This is a genomic window from Pantoea deleyi, assembly GCF_022647325.1.
Lineage (GTDB): Bacteria > Pseudomonadota > Gammaproteobacteria > Enterobacterales > Enterobacteriaceae > Pantoea > Pantoea deleyi.
This window is the reverse complement of record NZ_CP071405.1, coordinates 2,819,772-2,836,454: the sequence shown is the minus strand read 5'-3', so window position 1 is coordinate 2,836,454 and position 16,683 is coordinate 2,819,772. Positions and strand designations below refer to the sequence as shown.

At 57.0% G+C, this 16,683-nt stretch carries 16 protein-coding genes; all 16 read left to right on the top strand.

Annotation, left to right across the window (positions count from 1 at the left end; translation table 11 throughout):
• The first annotated feature begins 305 nt into the window (after positions 1 to 305).
• Positions 306 to 695: a succinate dehydrogenase cytochrome b556 subunit gene (gene sdhC, locus J1C59_RS13365; protein WP_128085639.1), complete on the top strand. Its 390-nt coding sequence runs from the start codon at positions 306 to 308 to the stop codon at positions 693 to 695.
• Positions 689 to 1,036, top strand: a complete 348-nt coding sequence (gene sdhD, locus J1C59_RS13360) for a succinate dehydrogenase membrane anchor subunit (protein WP_009091417.1) — start codon at positions 689 to 691, stop codon at positions 1,034 to 1,036. The genes sdhC and sdhD overlap by 7 nt, the downstream gene beginning before the upstream one ends.
• Positions 1,037 to 2,803: a succinate dehydrogenase flavoprotein subunit gene (gene sdhA, locus J1C59_RS13355; protein WP_128085640.1), complete on the top strand. Its 1,767-nt coding sequence runs from the start codon at positions 1,037 to 1,039 to the stop codon at positions 2,801 to 2,803.
• Positions 2,804 to 2,817: 14 nt separating this feature from the next.
• Positions 2,818 to 3,534 (top strand): succinate dehydrogenase iron-sulfur subunit, encoded by a 717-nt coding sequence (locus J1C59_RS13350; RefSeq protein ID WP_009091413.1) that lies wholly within the window; start codon positions 2,818 to 2,820, stop codon positions 3,532 to 3,534.
• A 200-nt stretch (positions 3,535 to 3,734) separates the two neighbouring features.
• Entirely contained in the window at positions 3,735 to 6,542 is a 2,808-nt protein-coding gene (sucA, locus tag J1C59_RS13345) for a 2-oxoglutarate dehydrogenase E1 component (RefSeq protein ID WP_128085641.1), read from the top strand.
• A gap of 15 nt (positions 6,543 to 6,557) precedes the next feature.
• Positions 6,558 to 7,778 (top strand): 2-oxoglutarate dehydrogenase complex dihydrolipoyllysine-residue succinyltransferase, encoded by a 1,221-nt coding sequence (gene odhB, locus J1C59_RS13340; protein ID WP_128085642.1) that lies wholly within the window; start codon positions 6,558 to 6,560, stop codon positions 7,776 to 7,778.
• A gap of 67 nt (positions 7,779 to 7,845) precedes the next feature.
• Positions 7,846 to 9,012 carry an ADP-forming succinate--CoA ligase subunit beta gene (sucC, locus tag J1C59_RS13335; RefSeq protein WP_003853151.1) on the top strand — a complete coding sequence of 389 codons (1,167 nt, stop codon included), beginning with the start codon at positions 7,846 to 7,848 and terminating at the stop codon, positions 9,010 to 9,012.
• Positions 9,012 to 9,887, top strand: coding sequence for a succinate--CoA ligase subunit alpha (sucD, locus tag J1C59_RS13330; protein WP_111141778.1), 876 nt, complete (start codon positions 9,012 to 9,014; stop codon positions 9,885 to 9,887). The genes sucC and sucD overlap by 1 nt, the downstream gene beginning before the upstream one ends.
• A gap of 572 nt (positions 9,888 to 10,459) precedes the next feature.
• Positions 10,460 to 12,031, top strand: coding sequence for a cytochrome ubiquinol oxidase subunit I (gene cydA / locus J1C59_RS13325; RefSeq protein ID WP_128085643.1), 1,572 nt, complete (start codon positions 10,460 to 10,462; stop codon positions 12,029 to 12,031).
• A gap of 11 nt (positions 12,032 to 12,042) precedes the next feature.
• The gene (gene cydB / locus J1C59_RS13320) at positions 12,043 to 13,182 is read left to right on the top strand and encodes a cytochrome d ubiquinol oxidase subunit II (RefSeq protein ID WP_128085644.1); all 1,140 of its coding nucleotides are present in this window, start codon (positions 12,043 to 12,045) and stop codon (positions 13,180 to 13,182) included.
• 15 nt (positions 13,183 to 13,197) lie between these two features.
• Complete coding sequence (gene cydX, locus J1C59_RS13315; RefSeq protein ID WP_111141599.1) at positions 13,198 to 13,302, top strand: cytochrome bd-I oxidase subunit CydX; 105 nt, start codon at positions 13,198 to 13,200, stop codon at positions 13,300 to 13,302.
• Complete coding sequence (gene ybgE, locus J1C59_RS13310; RefSeq protein ID WP_128085645.1) at positions 13,302 to 13,595, top strand: cyd operon protein YbgE; 294 nt, start codon at positions 13,302 to 13,304, stop codon at positions 13,593 to 13,595. The genes cydX and ybgE overlap by 1 nt, the downstream gene beginning before the upstream one ends.
• Positions 13,596 to 13,772: 177 nt before the next feature.
• On the top strand, positions 13,773 to 14,177 hold the full coding sequence (ybgC, locus tag J1C59_RS13305; protein ID WP_111141603.1) for a tol-pal system-associated acyl-CoA thioesterase: 405 nt from the start codon (positions 13,773 to 13,775) through the stop codon (positions 14,175 to 14,177).
• The gene (gene tolQ, locus J1C59_RS13300) at positions 14,174 to 14,860 is read left to right on the top strand and encodes a Tol-Pal system protein TolQ (protein ID WP_128085646.1); all 687 of its coding nucleotides are present in this window, start codon (positions 14,174 to 14,176) and stop codon (positions 14,858 to 14,860) included. The genes ybgC and tolQ overlap by 4 nt, the downstream gene beginning before the upstream one ends.
• 13 nt (positions 14,861 to 14,873) lie before the next feature.
• Positions 14,874 to 15,302 (top strand): colicin uptake protein TolR, encoded by a 429-nt coding sequence (gene tolR, locus J1C59_RS13295; protein WP_013357153.1) that lies wholly within the window; start codon positions 14,874 to 14,876, stop codon positions 15,300 to 15,302.
• Positions 15,303 to 15,329: 27 nt separating this feature from the next.
• The gene (gene tolA, locus J1C59_RS13290; RefSeq protein ID WP_128085647.1) at positions 15,330 to 16,667 is read left to right on the top strand and encodes a cell envelope integrity protein TolA; all 1,338 of its coding nucleotides are present in this window, start codon (positions 15,330 to 15,332) and stop codon (positions 16,665 to 16,667) included.
• Positions 16,668 to 16,683: the final 16 nt, after the last annotated feature.

Sequence of the window (16,683 nt, the reverse complement as noted above, 5' to 3'; positions counted from 1 at the left end):
TGTAACTGAATTGTTGAACTATTGTCAAATCAGATAATTAAAATTGTATCAATTGTGAAAATCGTGAGTCGGATCACTGTTCCACCCAAAATATACCAAAGAGTTTGTAGGGGAATTGTAATCAGAATGTGATCCTCCTATACTTCCGCCAGGTCTCCGGAACACCCTGACACCAGGAGCCACCCAGCGTTTATTACCGCGTCACTTAACACTGGATGTTGCTTTTTTGGTGACGGTTAAAGTCTGCCACGCGTTGTGATTAGACTCCGCCTCAGGTCCGGAGGAAGCAAAATAAAAAAGGCTGTGTGGGCAAAACCGTGAAAAAACAAAGACCTGTCAACTTGGATCTCTCGACGATCCGGTTTCCCGTTACTGCAATATCGTCCATTCTTCACCGCGTCTCCGGCGTCATCACCCTGGTTGCCATTGGCATCCTGCTGTGGTTGCTCGGTCTCTCTCTCTCCTCTCCTGAAGGTTTCCAGCATGCTGCGTCCATTATGGATGGCTTCTTCGCGAAGTTCATCATGTGGGGCATCCTGACTGCGCTGGCCTATCACGCGGTGAGCGGGATTCGTCATATGTTGATGGATTTTGGTTATCTGGCTGAAACGCTGCAGGTGGGTAAGCGTTCAGCGCATGTAACTTTTGTGATCACTGTCGTGCTGGCAATTCTGGCGGGAGTCCTCGTATGGTAAGCAATGCATCCGCGTTGGGTCGCAACGGCATTCAGGACTGGCTGCTGCTGCGGGCAACTGCAATTCTTATTACGCTCTACATCGTCTACATCCTCGGTTTCGTGGTGATGACAGACACGCTGACCTATGATCTGTGGCGTGGCTTCTTTGCCTCCGCCTTCACCAAAGTGTTCACGCTGCTGACGCTGTTCTCTATTCTGATCCACGGCTGGATTGGGATGTGGCAGGTGTTAACAGACTACGTTAAATCGCTGCCAACCCGTCTGTTGTTGCAGTTTGTGATTGTCGTGGCGCTGTTGTGGTATGCGATTTATGGCTTTGTTGTGGTGTGGGGTGTGTAAATGAGTTTGCCAATCAGAGAGTTTGATGCCGTGGTGATCGGCGCAGGTGGCGCAGGTATGCGTGCCGCTCTGCAAATCTCCCAGGGTGGCCAGAGCTGTGCGCTGCTGTCTAAAGTTTTCCCGACCCGTTCCCACACCGTATCTGCGCAGGGCGGTATTACCGTTGCGCTGGGTAACACCCATGAAGATAACTGGGAATGGCACATGTACGACACCGTCAAAGGTTCCGACTATATCGGTGACCAGGACGCGATCGAATATATGTGTAAAACCGGCCCGGAAGCGATTCTGGAGCTGGAGCACATGGGCCTGCCGTTTTCCCGTCTGGAAGATGGTCGCGTCTATCAGCGTCCGTTTGGCGGCCAGTCGAAGAATTTCGGTGGCGAGCAGGCGGCACGTACGGCGGCCGCCGCTGACCGTACCGGTCACGCCCTGCTGCACACCCTTTATCAGCAGAACCTGAAGAACAAAACCACTATCTTCTCGGAATGGTATGCGCTGGATCTGGTGAAAAACGCCGATGGTGCGGTGGTCGGCTGTACGGCTATCTGCATCGAAACCGGCGAAACGGTCTACTTCAAAGCGAAAGCGACCATTCTGGCGACCGGCGGCGCGGGCCGTATCTATCAGTCCACCACCAATGCTCATATCAACACCGGTGACGGCGTCGGTATGGCACTGCGCGCTGGCGTGCCGGTGCAGGATATGGAGATGTGGCAGTTCCACCCGACCGGTATTGCAGGCGCGGGCGTCCTGGTGACCGAAGGCTGCCGTGGTGAAGGTGGCTATCTGCTGAACAAACATGGCGAACGCTTCATGGAGCGTTATGCGCCGAACGCCAAAGACCTGGCGGGCCGCGATGTGGTTGCGCGCTCAATGATGATCGAAATCCGTGAAGGTCGCGGCTGTGACGGTCCGTGGGGCCCGCACATTAAACTGAAACTCGACCACCTGGGTAAAGAGGTGCTGGAATCCCGTCTGCCGGGCATCCTTGAGCTGTCGCGCACCTTTGCGCACGCCGACCCGATTAAAGAACCGATTCCGGTGATCCCGACCTGTCACTACATGATGGGCGGTATTCCGACCAAAGTGACTGGCCAGGCGCTGCGCGTGAATGAGCAGGGCGAAGATGTGGTGATCCCGGGCCTGTTCGCCGTGGGTGAAATCGCCTGCGTCTCGGTGCACGGCGCTAACCGTCTGGGCGGTAACTCACTGCTCGACCTGGTGGTCTTTGGTCGTGCAGCCGGTCTGCATCTGCTGGAGAGTATCCAGGAGCAGGGCGAACTGCGCGATGCCACCGAAGATGAAATTGACGTGGCGATGGCTCGCTTCAACCGCTGGGAAAACAACACCACCGGTGAAGACCCGGTTGAGATTCGCAAAGCGCTGCAGCGCTGCATGCAGAACAACTTCTCTGTGTTCCGCGAAGGCGAAGCGATGGCGCAGGGACTGGAAGAGCTGAAAGAGATTCGTCAGCGCCTGAAGTCAGCCCGTCTGGATGACCGCTCACCGGATTTCAACACGCAGCGTATTGAGTGTCTGGAGCTGGATAACCTGATGGAGACGGCGTATGCCACGGCGGTGGCGGCGAACTATCGCACCGAGAGCCGCGGTGCCCACAGTCGCTTCGACTTCCCGGATCGTGATGATGAAAACTGGCTGTGCCACAGTCTTTATGTCCCGGAAACCGAAAGCATGACGCGCCGTGAGGTGAACATGCAGCCGAAACTGCGCGCGGCCTTCCCGCCGAAAGTGCGTACCTACTAATTTCGGAGACGATCATGAGACTCGAGTTTTCCATTTATCGCTACAATCCGGACGTTGACGACAAGCCACGGATGCAGGATTACACCCTGGAATCGGAAGATGGCCGCGACATGATGCTGCTGGACGCGCTGATTCGCCTGAAAGAGAAAGATCCGACGCTGGCGTTTCGTCGCTCCTGCCGCGAAGGCGTCTGCGGCTCCGATGGCCTCAACATGAACGGCAAGAACGGCCTGGCCTGCATTACGCCGGTTTCAGCCCTGGGCAACGGCAAACAGAAAATTGTTATCCGTCCGTTACCCGGTCTGCCGGTGGTGCGCGACCTGGTCGTGGACATGAGCCAGTTTTATGCTCAATATGAGAAAATTAAGCCTTTCCTGTTGAATAATGGGGAAAATCCGCCAGCACGCGAGCATCTGCAGTCACCGGATGAGCGCGAGCACCTGGATGGCCTGTATGAATGTATTCTCTGTGCCTGCTGCTCTACCTCATGCCCGTCATTCTGGTGGAACCCGGAGAAGTTCATTGGTCCTGCCGGTCTGCTGGCCGCGTACCGCTTCCTGATTGACAGCCGCGACACCGAAACCGAGTCGCGCCTCGACAATCTGAATGATGCGTTCAGCGTATTCCGCTGCCACAGCATCATGAACTGTGTGAGCGTCTGCCCGAAAGGGCTGAACCCGACGCGCGCCATCGGCCATATCAAGTCGATGCTGCTGCAGCGCGGCGCATAGTGTTTCACTGCCGGGAACCTCAGGTTCCCGGTGTTTTACGGAAGCCTCTGTAAGCGCGGTGATGACCACGTTTACAAAGGTTCCCTTACGGGCCACGCGCGCTGCGCAGAGTGCTCGTATCGCTGAACTCACTACGGCAAACCGCGAAAGCGGCAACAAATGAAACCTCAAAAAAGCATAGCAATGCTTAAGGGATCACAATGCAGAACAGCGCGATGAAGCCCTGGCTGGACTCTTCCTGGCTGGCCGGCGCGAATCAGTCTTACATAGAGCAGCTCTATGAGGATTTCCTGACCGATCCTGACTCTGTCGATGCAGTGTGGCGCTCGATGTTCCAACAGTTACCGGGCACCGGAATGAAACCTGAGCAGTTTCACTCCACCACACGTGAGTACTTCCGTCGCCTGGCGAAAGACGCATCTCGTTACACCTCATCTCTCTCCGATCCGGAAACCAACTCCAAGCAAGTGAAAGTGCTGCAGCTGATCAACGCGTTTCGTTTCCGCGGCCATCAGCATGCCAATCTCGATCCGCTCGGCCTGTGGAAACAGGATCGGGTCGCCGATCTCGATCCCGCTTTTCACGATCTGACTGAGGCCGATTTTCAGGAAAGCTTTAACGTCGGCTCTTTCGCCATCGGCAAAGAGACCATGAAGCTGGCCGATCTCTTCGAGGCGCTGACCCAGACTTACTGCGGCTCAATCGGTGCAGAGTATATGCACATCAACAACACGGACGAGAAACGCTGGATCCAGCAGCGTCTTGAATCCGTCGCGGGCCGTGCAGCGTTCAGCAACGAAGAGAAGAAAGGTTTCCTGAAAGAGCTGACCGCGGCAGAAGGGCTGGAAAAATACCTGGGCGCGAAATTCCCGGGAGCCAAACGCTTCTCGCTGGAAGGCGGCGATGCGCTGGTGCCAATGCTGCGCGAGATGATCCGTCACGCCGGTAAAAGCGGCACCCGTGAAGTCGTACTGGGAATGGCGCACCGTGGCCGTCTCAACGTGCTGATCAACGTGCTGGGCAAAAAGCCTCAGGATCTGTTCGACGAGTTCGCCGGTAAGCACAAAGAGCATCTTGGCACCGGTGACGTGAAGTACCACATGGGCTTCTCCTCAGACGTGGAAACCGAAGGCGGCCTGGTTCACCTGGCGCTGGCGTTTAACCCGTCGCACCTGGAGATCGTCAGCCCGGTTGTGATGGGATCTGTGCGCGCCCGTCTGGACCGTCTGGATGAACCCGCCAGCAATAAAGTGTTACCGATCACCATCCACGGTGATGCGGCCGTTATCGGCCAGGGCGTGGTGCAGGAAACCCTGAACATGTCTCAGGCGCGCGGTTATGAAGTGGGCGGCACCGTTCGCATCGTCATCAACAACCAGGTTGGCTTCACCACCTCCAACCCGAAAGATGCGCGTTCAACCCCTTACTGCACCGACATCGGTAAAATGGTGCTGGCCCCGATCTTCCACGTCAACGCGGACGATCCGGAAGCCGTCGCGTTTGTGACCCGTCTGGCGCTCGACTACCGCAACACCTTTAAGCGTGATGTGTTTATCGATCTGGTCTGCTATCGCCGTCATGGTCACAACGAGGCGGATGAGCCAAGTGCGACGCAGCCGCTGATGTACCAGAAAATCAAAAAACACCCGACGCCGCGTAAAATCTACGCTGACCGTCTGGAAAGCGAAGCCATCGCCACGCAGGAAGATGCGACCGAGATGGTCAATCTTTATCGCGACGCGCTGGATGCGGGCGAATGTGTGGTGCCGGAATGGCGTCCGATGAGCCTGCACTCCTTTACCTGGTCGCCTTACCTGAACCATGAGTGGGACGAGCCTTATCCGGCCCAGGTTGAGATGAAACGTCTGAAGGAGCTGGCGCTGCGTATCAGCCAGGTGCCTGAAGAGGTGGAAGTGCAGTCGCGCGTTGCCAAAATCTACAACGACCGTCGTCTGATGGCCGAAGGCGAGAAAGCCTTTGACTGGGGCGGCGCGGAGAACCTGGCCTACGCCACGCTGGTGGATGAGGGCATTCCGGTGCGCCTGTCGGGCGAAGATAGCGGTCGCGGCACCTTCTTCCATCGCCACGCGGTGGTGCACAACCAGTCTAACGGTTCGACCTACACCCCTCTGCACCATGTGCACAGCGGCCAGGGTCAGTTCAAAGTCTGGGACTCCGTGCTCTCCGAAGAGGCGGTGCTGGCATTCGAATATGGCTACGCCACCGCAGAGCCGCGCATCCTGACCATCTGGGAAGCGCAGTTTGGTGACTTCGCCAACGGTGCTCAGGTTGTTATCGACCAGTTCATCAGCTCCGGCGAGCAGAAGTGGGGCCGGATGTGTGGCCTGGTCATGCTGCTGCCGCACGGCTATGAAGGTCAGGGTCCGGAGCACTCCTCGGCGCGTCTGGAACGCTATCTGCAGCTCTGCGCTGAGCAGAACATGCAGGTCTGCGTGCCGTCCACGCCGGCGCAGGTTTACCACATGCTGCGTCGTCAGGCGCTGCGCGGTATGCGTCGTCCGCTGATCGTGATGTCACCGAAATCGCTGCTGCGTCATCCGCTGGCGATCTCTACGCTGGATGAGCTGGCGAATGGCAGCTTCCAGCCAGCCATTGGTGAGATTGACGATCTGGATCCGCAGCGCGTGAAACGTGTTGTGCTCTGTTCCGGTAAAGTTTATTACGACCTGCTGGAGCAGCGTCGTAAAAACGAGCAGACCGATGTGGCTATCGTCCGCATCGAGCAGCTTTATCCGTTCCCGCACCAGGCGGTGCAGGAAGCATTAAAAGCGTATTCTCACGTACAGGACTTTGTCTGGTGCCAGGAAGAGCCGCTGAATCAGGGCGCCTGGTATTGCAGTCAGCATCACTTCCGTGAAGTCGTGCCGTTTGGTGCCACTTTACGTTATGCCGGCCGCCCGGCCTCGGCTTCACCGGCCGTGGGTTACATGTCCGTACACCAACAACAGCAGCAAGACCTGGTTAATGACGCGCTGAACGTTAATTAATTAAAAGGAAAGATAATGAGTAGCGTAGATATTCTCGTTCCCGACCTGCCTGAATCGGTTGCCGATGCCTCAGTGGCAACCTGGCACAAAAAACCAGGCGATGCCGTCACTCGCGATGAAGTGCTGGTTGAAATCGAAACCGATAAAGTCGTGCTGGAAGTTCCCGCCGCTGCGGACGGTATCCTGGAAGCCGTTCTGGAAGAAGAGGGCGCCACCGTCACTTCCCGCCAGATCCTGGGCCGCCTGAAAGAGGGCAACAGTGCCGGTAAAGAGACCAGCGCGAAATCTGAAAGCAAAGAGTCTACCCCGGCTCAGCGTCAGACCGCGTCTCTGGAAGAAGAGAGCAACGATGCACTCAGCCCGGCGATTCGCCGCCTGATTGCTGAGCACAACCTGGATGCCTCGCAGATCAAAGGCAGCGGTGTGGGCGGACGTCTGACCCGTGAAGATGTTGAGAAACATCTGGCGAACGCGCCGAAGGCCAGCAGCGCCGCACCGGCCGCGGATACCGCCGCCGTTCAGCAGCCTGTTGCCAGTCGCAGCGAAAAACGCGTGCCGATGACCCGCCTGCGCAAGCGCGTGGCTGAGCGTCTGCTGGAAGCGAAAAACAGCACCGCGATGCTGACGACCTTCAACGAAATCAACATGAAGCCGATCATGGACCTGCGTAAGCAGTATGGTGAGGCGTTCGAGAAGCGTCACGGCGTACGTCTGGGCTTTATGTCTTTCTACCTGAAAGCGGTTGTTGAAGCGCTGAAACGCTATCCGGAAGTGAACGCCTCCATTGATGGCGAAGATGTGGTTTACCACAACTACTTCGACGTCAGCATCGCCGTCTCCACGCCGCGTGGCCTGGTGACACCGGTTCTGCGCGATGTGGATGCGCTGAGCATGGCGGACATCGAGAAGAAAATTAAAGAGCTGGCTGTGAAAGGCCGTGATGGCAAGCTGACCGTGGACGATCTGACCGGCGGTAACTTCACCATCACCAACGGCGGCGTCTTTGGTTCCCTGATGTCCACCCCGATCATCAACCCACCGCAGAGCGCCATCCTGGGCATGCACGCTATCAAGGATCGCCCGATGGCGGTCAATGGTCAGGTTGTCGTGCTGCCAATGATGTACCTGGCACTCTCTTACGACCACCGTCTGATCGATGGCCGCGAATCAGTGGGTTATCTGGTTGCAGTGAAAGAGATGCTGGAAGATCCGGCGCGTCTGCTGCTGGATGTCTGATTTTCACCGGGCGCGCCCCGCGCGCCCAACCTCATTACTCTTTTCAGACCTGAATGGATAGAACATCATGAACTTACACGAATACCAGGCGAAACAGCTGTTTGCACGGTATGGCATGCCGGCACCAACGGGTTACGCCTGTACTACACCACGTGAAGCGGAAGAAGCAGCCTCTAAAATTGGCGCAGGCCCGTGGGTAGTTAAATGTCAGGTTCATGCCGGTGGCCGCGGTAAAGCGGGCGGTGTGAAAGTGGTTAACAGCAAAGAAGAGATCCGTGCTTTTGCTGAGAACTGGCTGGGCAAACGCCTGGTGACCTACCAGACAGACGCAAACGGTCAGCCGGTTAACCAGATTCTGGTTGAAGCGGCGACAGATATCGATCAGGAGCTCTACCTGGGTGCCGTGGTCGATCGCGCAACGCGTCGCGTAATTTTCATGGCCTCTACCGAAGGCGGCGTGGAAATCGAGAAAGTAGCGGAAGAGACCCCGCACCTGATCCACAAAATGGCGCTGGATCCGCTGACCGGTCCGCAGCCTTATCAGGGCCGCGAGCTGGCCTTCAAACTGGGCCTGACCGGTAAGCTGGTAGGTCAGTTCACCAAGATCTTCATGGGTCTGGCGACACTGTTCCTGGAGCGCGATCTGGCGATGGTTGAGATCAACCCGCTGGTGATCACCAAACAGGGCGATCTGATCTGCCTGGATGGCAAACTGGGTGCCGATGGCAATGCCCTGTTCCGTCAGCCAGAGCTGCGCGAAATGCGCGATCCAAGCCAGGAAGATCCGCGTGAAGCCCATGCAACACAGTGGGAACTGAACTATGTTGCGCTGGAAGGCAACATCGGTTGTATGGTTAACGGCGCAGGCCTGGCGATGGGTACCATGGACATCGTTAAGCACCACGGCGGTCAGCCAGCCAACTTCCTGGATGTCGGCGGCGGCGCAACTAAAGAGCGCGTAACCGAAGCCTTCAAAATCATCCTGTCTGACGATGCGGTGAAAGCTGTCTTCGTCAACATTTTCGGCGGCATCGTACGCTGCGACCTGATTGCCGACGGCATCATCGGCGCCGTCGCTGAAGTGGGTGTGAACGTGCCGGTTGTGGTACGTCTGGAAGGTAACAACGCCGAGCTGGGCGCCCAGAAACTGGCGGACAGCGGTCTGAACATCATTGCAGCAACCAGCCTGACAGACGCCGCACAGCGTGTTGTTGCTGCCGCGGAGGGTAAATAATGTCCATTCTGATCGACAAAAACACCAAAGTCATCTGCCAGGGTTTCACTGGCGGCCAGGGGACTTTCCACTCTGAGCAGGCGCTGGCCTATGGTACGCAGCTGGTTGGCGGCGTGACCCCAGGCAAAGGCGGCACCACCCATCTCGGCCTGCCGGTGTTCAACACCGTGCGCGAGGCGGTCGAAGCGACCGGTGCCACTGCCACCGTGATCTACGTGCCGGCGCCTTTCTGCAAAGATGGCATCCTGGAAGCGATCGAAGCGGGCATCAAACTGATCATCACCATCACCGAAGGCATCCCGACGCTGGATATGCTGACCGTGAAAATGAAGCTGGATGAAGCGGGCGTGCGGATGATCGGTCCAAACTGTCCGGGCGTCATCACCCCTGGCGAATGTAAGATCGGCATCATGCCGGGCCACATTCACCAGCCGGGCCGCGTGGGTATCGTTTCCCGTTCCGGTACTCTGACTTATGAAGCGGTTAAGCAGACGACGGATATCGGCTACGGCCAGTCTACCTGCGTCGGTATCGGTGGTGACCCGATCCCAGGCTCTAACTTCATCGACATCCTGAAAATGTTCCAGGACGATCCACAGACGGAAGCGATCGTGATGATCGGTGAGATCGGCGGCAGCGCAGAAGAAGAAGCGGCGGCCTTCATCAAAGAGCACGTGACCAAGCCGGTTGTTGGCTACATCGCGGGTGTGACGGCGCCGAAAGGCAAGCGTATGGGTCACGCTGGTGCGATCATCGCCGGGGGTAAAGGCACGGCAGATGAGAAGTTTGCCGCGCTGGAAGCCGCAGGCGTGAAAACCGTTCGCAGCCTGGCGGACATCGGTGACGCGGTGAAAGCCGTTTTACCTGCCCGCTGAGTCTGATCGGCAGCGATAAAGAAGCCACCTTCGGGTGGCTTTTTTTATGGGCGAAACGGGCCGTTTTCCTGCCGCCATCAGCGCGAGCAGGGGTGTCTCAGATGACCATCAAGTTATTTATTTCGTTAATGGATAGTGGCAATAGTAAACTATTTTCTCACTCCTGATTTCATTAATGACATCTTATTAACAAGAAACCTACCTGACTCCATCTGGAAACTTATTGCGTTAATCCAGATCAATTAATTGCGATTTATATCCAACTATTTCTCTGGCAAAGCGCAGCGTTAAGGGCGTAAATTGCGCTGCATCAATCCAGCCTTTTACACAAATTTTCAAACGTCTGCTCATCCCGGGATAACACCCGCTTTCTCCTGTTTAAGCACGCGTTAACGAAAGCGCGGATTGACAATTCTCAGAGCTGCTTCCTTCGCGACTCGCCTGGTCGGGCAGCTCACAGCCCTGTTCTGCGGGTATTAAAAACTGGAATTAATAAACAGTCGTTCCTGACTCTGATCGCGGCCGGATTATTCGTACCGTGACGGAGACAAAGCGAGGAGCAAGGAGTCCTTATGTTAGATATCGTCGAGCTGTCGCGGTTACAGTTTGCCTTAACGGCGATGTACCATTTTCTGTTTGTCCCTTTAACGCTGGGTATGGCGTTTCTGCTGGCGATCATGGAAACGGTTTACGTCCTGAGCGGTAAACAGATTTATAAAGATATGACCAAGTTCTGGGGCAAGTTATTTGGGATTAACTTTGCGCTGGGTGTGGCCACCGGACTGACCATGGAATTTCAGTTCGGAACAAACTGGTCCTATTACTCTCACTACGTCGGCGATATCTTTGGCGCGCCGCTCGCTATCGAAGGGCTGATGGCGTTCTTCCTGGAGTCCACCTTTGTCGGCCTGTTCTTCTTTGGCTGGGATCGGCTGGGCAAAGTGCAGCACATGGCGGTCACCTGGCTGGTGGCGCTGGGCTCAAACATGTCTGCGCTGTGGATTCTGGTCGCCAACGGCTGGATGCAGAACCCTGTCGCTTCGGAGTTCAATTTCGAAACCATGCGTATGGAGATGGTGAGCTTCTCCCAGCTGGTGCTGAATCCGGTGGCGCAGGTGAAATTCGTTCACACCGTGGCTGCGGGTTACACCACCGGGGCGATGTTTATTCTCGGCATCAGCGCCTGGTACATGCTGAAAGGTCGTGACCTGGCCTTCGCGAAACGCTCCTTCGCTATCGCGGCCAGCTTTGGCATGGCGGCGGTGCTCTCCGTGATTCTGCTGGGCGACGAGTCGGGCTATGAGATGGGGGATGTGCAGAAAACCAAGCTGGCCGCGATCGAAGCGGAGTGGGACACCCAGCAGGCACCCGCCTCATTCACCCTGTTTGGCGTGCCCGATCAGGCGAAGCAGGAGAACCGCTATGCCGTGCAGATCCCGTGGCTGCTGGGCCTGATCGCTACCCGCTCCGTCGACAAGCCGGTTACTGGCCTGAAAGATCTGATGGCGCAGCATGAAGTCCGCATCCGTAACGGCATGAAAGCGTACACCCTGCTGAATGAACTGCGCAGTGGCAGCCAGGATCCGGCGGTGCGTGATGCCTTTAATCAGCACAAGCAGGATCTCGGTTACGGTCTGCTGCTGAAACGCTATACCGACAACGTGGCGGATGCGACGGAAGCACAGATCAAACAGGCGACGCAGGACTCTATCCCGCGCGTGGCGCCGCTCTACTTCGCCTTCCGCATCATGGTGCTGTGTGGCGTGCTGCTGCTGGGCATCATCACCCTCTCATTCTGGAGCGTAATACGTAATCGCGTAGGTAAAAACCGCCTGTTACTGAAAGCGGCGCTGTTCGGGATCCCGCTTCCCTGGATTGCCGTCGAGTCGGGCTGGTTCGTGGCGGAGTATGGCCGTCAACCCTGGGCGATCGGTGAGATCCTGCCGACTGCGGTGGCTAACTCCTCGCTGACCACCGGCGATCTGCTGTTCTCGATGATCCTGATTTGCGGTCTCTACACGCTGTTCCTGGTGGCTGAAATGTACCTGATGTTTAAATTCGCCCGTCTGGGGCCGAGCAGCCTGAAAACCGGGCGTTATCACCATGAGCAGATCACGGCAACCCCTCGGCCGGTGCAGGGATAAGGAGAGCGACCATGTTTGATTATGAAGTTCTGCGCTTTGTCTGGTGGCTGTTGATTGGCGTGCTGCTGATCGGTTTCGCCGTCGCCGATGGTTTTGATATGGGCGTCGGTATGCTGACGCGCATCCTGGGACGTACCGATACCGAACGTCGCGTCATGATTAACAGCATCGCCCCTCACTGGGACGGTAACCAGGTGTGGCTGATCACCGCGGGCGGGGCGCTGTTTGCGGCCTGGCCTATGGTCTACGCGGCGGCCTTCTCCGGCTTCTACGTGGCGATGATTCTGGTGCTGGCGTCGCTGTTCTTCCGTCCGGTTGGCTTCGACTACCGTTCCAAGATCGAAGATACCCGCTGGCGCGGTGCCTGGGACTGGGGCATCTTCATTGGCAGCTTCGTGCCGCCGCTGGTGATCGGCGTGGCGTTTGGCAACCTGCTGCAGGGGGTGCCGTTCCATGCCGATGAGTATCTGCGTCTGTTTTACACCGGCAACTTCTTCCAGCTGCTGAATCCGTTCGGCCTGCTGGCGGGTGTGGTGAGCGTGGCGATGATCCTGGCGCAGGGCGCGACCTATCTGCAGATGCGCACCACGGGTGAGCTGCATCTGCGCTCACGCACCGCCGCGCAGCTTGCCGCGCTGGTGATGATGGTCTGCTTTATCCTGGCGGGTGTCTGGGTCAACTACGGTATTCCGGGCTATGTCGTCACCAGCACGATGGATCACTTCGCGGCCTCGAACCCGCTGGGTAAAACCGTCGTGCGCGAAGCGGGGGCCTGGATGGTCAACTTCCGCCAGCATCCTGTGCTGTGGCTCTTCCCGCTGCTGGGTGTGGTGCTGCCGCTGCTCACCATCCTCTGCTCCCGGATAGAGAAGGGCGCCTGGGCGTTCCTGTTCTCCTCGCTGACGCTGGCCTGCGTCATCATGACCGCGGGCATTGCAATGTTTCCGTTCATCATGCCCTCCAGCACCGTGCCGGGCGTCAGTCTGACAATGTGGGATGCCACCTCGAGCCTGCTGACGCTGCAGACCATGACCGTGGCTGCCGTGATCTTCGTGCCGATCATTCTGGCTTATACCACCTGGTGTTACTGGAAGATGTTTGGCCGTATCACCAAAGAGCACATTGAAAGCAACAGTCACTCACTCTATTAATTAAGGAGACGTCGCATGTGGTATTTTGCCTGGATTCTCGGCACCCTGCTGGCCTGCGCTTTCGGTATCGTGACCGCGCTGGCGATTGAGCAGGCTGATGCACAGGATGAGCCGCGCTGATGCGTAAGGCCATCCGGATGCTCTACGATCTGATGGACAGGGGCCCGCTGCGGGCCCTTTCACTGCTGCTGGCGCTGGTCACGGCCGGGGCAGTGTTGTGGGACCCGACGCGTTTTAGCAGTCAGGCCGGCCCGTTACCCGGGCTGCAGGGACTGGTGCTGATCTGGGCGGTCTGCACCGGCGTGATCCACGGCGTGGGTTTTCGGCCACAGAAAAGCCGATGGCAGGCGCTCTTCACGCCGTTACCCGCCATGCTGGTATCAGGTCTGGCGCTTTACCGTTTTTACCTCTGATCCCCGTCTCACCGGCGCTGACAGTGAATTTTTGTCAGCGTCTGGTCAATAAATCTCCCTGAAATCGTTCCGTTTGTTACGGAGCGATAATTATTTTCGTCTGGCTCTGGCGACCCATTCCCAACCCCAATTCTCTTGCGTATAGTAGCAACGTTTAAAACGAGGCCGGGATGTAGAGTGAGTACAACGCTGTTTCGCTGGCCGGTTCGGGTCTATTACGAAGATACTGATGCCGGTGGTGTGGTTTATCACGCCAGCTATATCGCTTTTTATGAACGAGCACGTACCGAAATGTTGCGCCAGCACCATTTCAGTCAGCAGACGCTGTTAGAGCAGCAGGTCGCTTTTGTGGTGCGGCGTATAACGGTGGACTATCTGGCGGCGGCGCGTCTTGATGACCTTCTGGAGATCCAGAGTGAAGTGACATCAATGACACGGGCTACCATGACGTTCACGCAACGTATCGTGAATACTGAAGGCAAAGTGCTCAATGAGGCAGAAGTCCTGATTGCCTGCATTAACCCACATCTGATGAAGCCGATTGCGCTTCCCAAGTCTATTGTCGCGGAGTTCAAGCAGTGACTGACATGAACATTCTTGATTTGTTCCTGAAGGCGAGCCTTCTGGTCAAACTTATCATGTTGATTTTGATCGGCTTTTCTATTGCCTCCTGGGCCATCATTATTCAGCGCACACGTATTCTGAATGCCGCGGGCAGAGAAGCGGAGGCGTTTGAAGACAAGTTCTGGTCCGGCATCGAGCTTTCCCGTCTTTATCATGAGAGCCAGGAACGGCGTGACGAGCTGGCGGGTTCGGAGCAGATCTTCTACTCCGGCTTTAAAGAGTTCGCCCGTCTGCATCGCGCCAACAATCATGCGCCGGAAGCGGTCATCGAAGGGGCCAGCCGTGCGATGCGGATCTCCATGAACCGTGAGCTGGAAGCGCTGGAAAACCACATTCCGTTCCTCGGCACCGTGGGCTCTATCAGTCCTTACATCGGGCTGTTCGGTACGGTCTGGGGGATCATGCACGCCTTTATCGCGCTGGGCGCGGTGAAGCAGGCGACGCTGCAGATGGTGGCACCGGGTATCGCCGAAGCGCTGATTGCGACCGCAATCGGTCTGTTTGCCGCGATTCCGGCGGTCATGGCGTACAACCGTCTGAACCAGCGCGTCAATAAACTGGAGCAGGGCTACGACAACTTCATGGAAGAGTTCACTGCCATCCTGCATCGCCAGGCTTTCTCCAGCGATAGCGCTAAGTAAATAGAGGTTAATGATGGCCAGAGTACGTGGTCGCAAAAGCCGCGACCTGAAGTCGGAAATCAACATCGTTCCGCTCCTGGACGTCCTGTTGGTGCTGCTGCTGATCTTCATGGCAACGGCGCCCATTATTACCCAGAGCGTGGAAGTGGATCTGCCCGATGCCACCGACTCAAAAACCGTTTCCAGCGATGATAATCCGCCGGTGATTGTTGAAGTCGCGGGGGTGGGGCAATACAGCCTGGTCGTGGATCACGACCGCATGGATCAACTTCCGCCAGAGCAGGTGATCAGCGAAGCGCAGCGTCGGCTGGAAGCGAATCCTAAGACGGTCTTTTTAATCGGGGGCGCGAAAGAGGTGCCTTACGATGAAATTATTAAAGCGCTGAACCTGCTGCACCAGGCGGGTGTTAAATCTGTCGGTTTGATGACGCAGCCGATTTAAAATCGAACCGTTTTTTGGGAACCGAGTGTGTCGAAGGCAACCGAGCAAAACGAGAAGTTAAAGCGCGCGATAATCATTTCGGTGATTCTGCATATCGTGCTGATCGCGCTGCTGATATGGAGCTCGTTTAATGAGCACATTGACCCCAGCAGTGCGGGGGGCGGCGGCGGTGATATTGATGCGGTCATGGTCGATCCCGGAGCCGTTGTCAGTCAATACAATCGTCAGCAGAACCAGCAGAGCGACAGTCAGCGTGCTGAGCAGCAGCGCAAAAAGCAGGCGCAGCAGCAGGCTGAAGAGCTGCAGCAGAAACAGGCGGCTGAGCAGCAGCGTCTGAAAGCGCTGGAAAAAGAGCGTTTAGCGGCGCAGGAAACAGCGAAAGAAGAGGCTAAGCAGCAGGCGGCTCAGCAGAAAGCGGCAGAAGAGGCGGCGAAGCAGGCGCAGGAGCAGCAGAAAACGGCTGAAGCCGCGGCGGCGAAAGCCAAAGCCGAGGCAAAAGCGCAGGCGGATGCGCAGGCCAAAGCCGCTGCCGAAGAGGCGAAGCAGGCGGCAGCCGAGGCAAAAAAGCAGGCTGATCAGCAGGCCAAAGCTGCCGCAGCGGCGGCGGCCAAAGAGAAAGCCGTAGCCGAAGCGAAGGCTAAATCGGAAGCGGATGCGAAAGCGGCCGCTGAAGCCAAAGCAAAAGCTGCTGCCGACGCGAAAGCGAAAGCGGCGGAAGAGGCCAAAGAGAAAGCCGCTGAAGCGAAAGCCAAAGCCGCGGAAGAGGCGAAAGAGAAAGCCGCCGAGGCAGCCAAAGCCAAAGCCGAAGCGGCGAAAGAGGCCGCGAAAGAGGCCGCGAAAGAGAAGGCCGAAGCCGCCGCGAAGGCTAAAGCAGAGGCCGCAGCCAAAGCGAAAGCGGATGCTGCCGCGAAAGCCAAAGCCGATGCCGCGGCGAAAGCCAAAGCTGACGCGAAAGCGAAAGCGGCCGCCGATGCGGCCAATGACAGCGACGTCGATGATTTACTGGGTGGCCTGACGTCAGGTAAAAATGCACCGAAAAGCGGTGCCTCCGGTGGCGCAGCAGGGCAGGGAAACCAGAAGAAAGCCGGTGCAACAGGCGCGGAAATCAACTCCTACATGGGACAGGTGGTCAGTGCGATTCAGAGCCGGTTCTATGATGCGGATCTCTATCGCGGAAAAACCTGTGATTTGCGGATTAAACTTGCGCCTGATGGATTGTTGATTGATGTTAAGGCAGAGGGGGGCGATCCTGCGCTCTGCCAGGCCGCGATTGCAGCCGCCAGACAGGCACGAATTCCGAAGCCGCCTACGCAGGCGGTCTACGAAGTGTTTAAAAACGCCCCGATGCGTTTTAAACCGCAATAATGCAGTAACGGGCGGC

Coding starts and splice junctions, on each gene's coding strand:
- sdhD (WP_009091417.1), top strand. CDS start 689: ATGGTAAGCAATGCATCCGCGTTGGGTCGCAACGGCATTCAGGACTGG.
- sdhA (WP_128085640.1), top strand. CDS start 1,037: ATGAGTTTGCCAATCAGAGAGTTTGATGCCGTGGTGATCGGCGCAGGT.
- J1C59_RS13350 (WP_009091413.1), top strand. CDS start 2,818: ATGAGACTCGAGTTTTCCATTTATCGCTACAATCCGGACGTTGACGAC.
- sucA (WP_128085641.1), top strand. CDS start 3,735: ATGCAGAACAGCGCGATGAAGCCCTGGCTGGACTCTTCCTGGCTGGCC.
- odhB (WP_128085642.1), top strand. CDS start 6,558: ATGAGTAGCGTAGATATTCTCGTTCCCGACCTGCCTGAATCGGTTGCC.
- sucC (WP_003853151.1), top strand. CDS start 7,846: ATGAACTTACACGAATACCAGGCGAAACAGCTGTTTGCACGGTATGGC.
- sucD (WP_111141778.1), top strand. CDS start 9,012: ATGTCCATTCTGATCGACAAAAACACCAAAGTCATCTGCCAGGGTTTC.
- cydA (WP_128085643.1), top strand. CDS start 10,460: ATGTTAGATATCGTCGAGCTGTCGCGGTTACAGTTTGCCTTAACGGCG.
- cydB (WP_128085644.1), top strand. CDS start 12,043: ATGTTTGATTATGAAGTTCTGCGCTTTGTCTGGTGGCTGTTGATTGGC.
- cydX (WP_111141599.1), top strand. CDS start 13,198: ATGTGGTATTTTGCCTGGATTCTCGGCACCCTGCTGGCCTGCGCTTTC.
- ybgE (WP_128085645.1), top strand. CDS start 13,302: ATGCGTAAGGCCATCCGGATGCTCTACGATCTGATGGACAGGGGCCCG.
- tolR (WP_013357153.1), top strand. CDS start 14,874: ATGGCCAGAGTACGTGGTCGCAAAAGCCGCGACCTGAAGTCGGAAATC.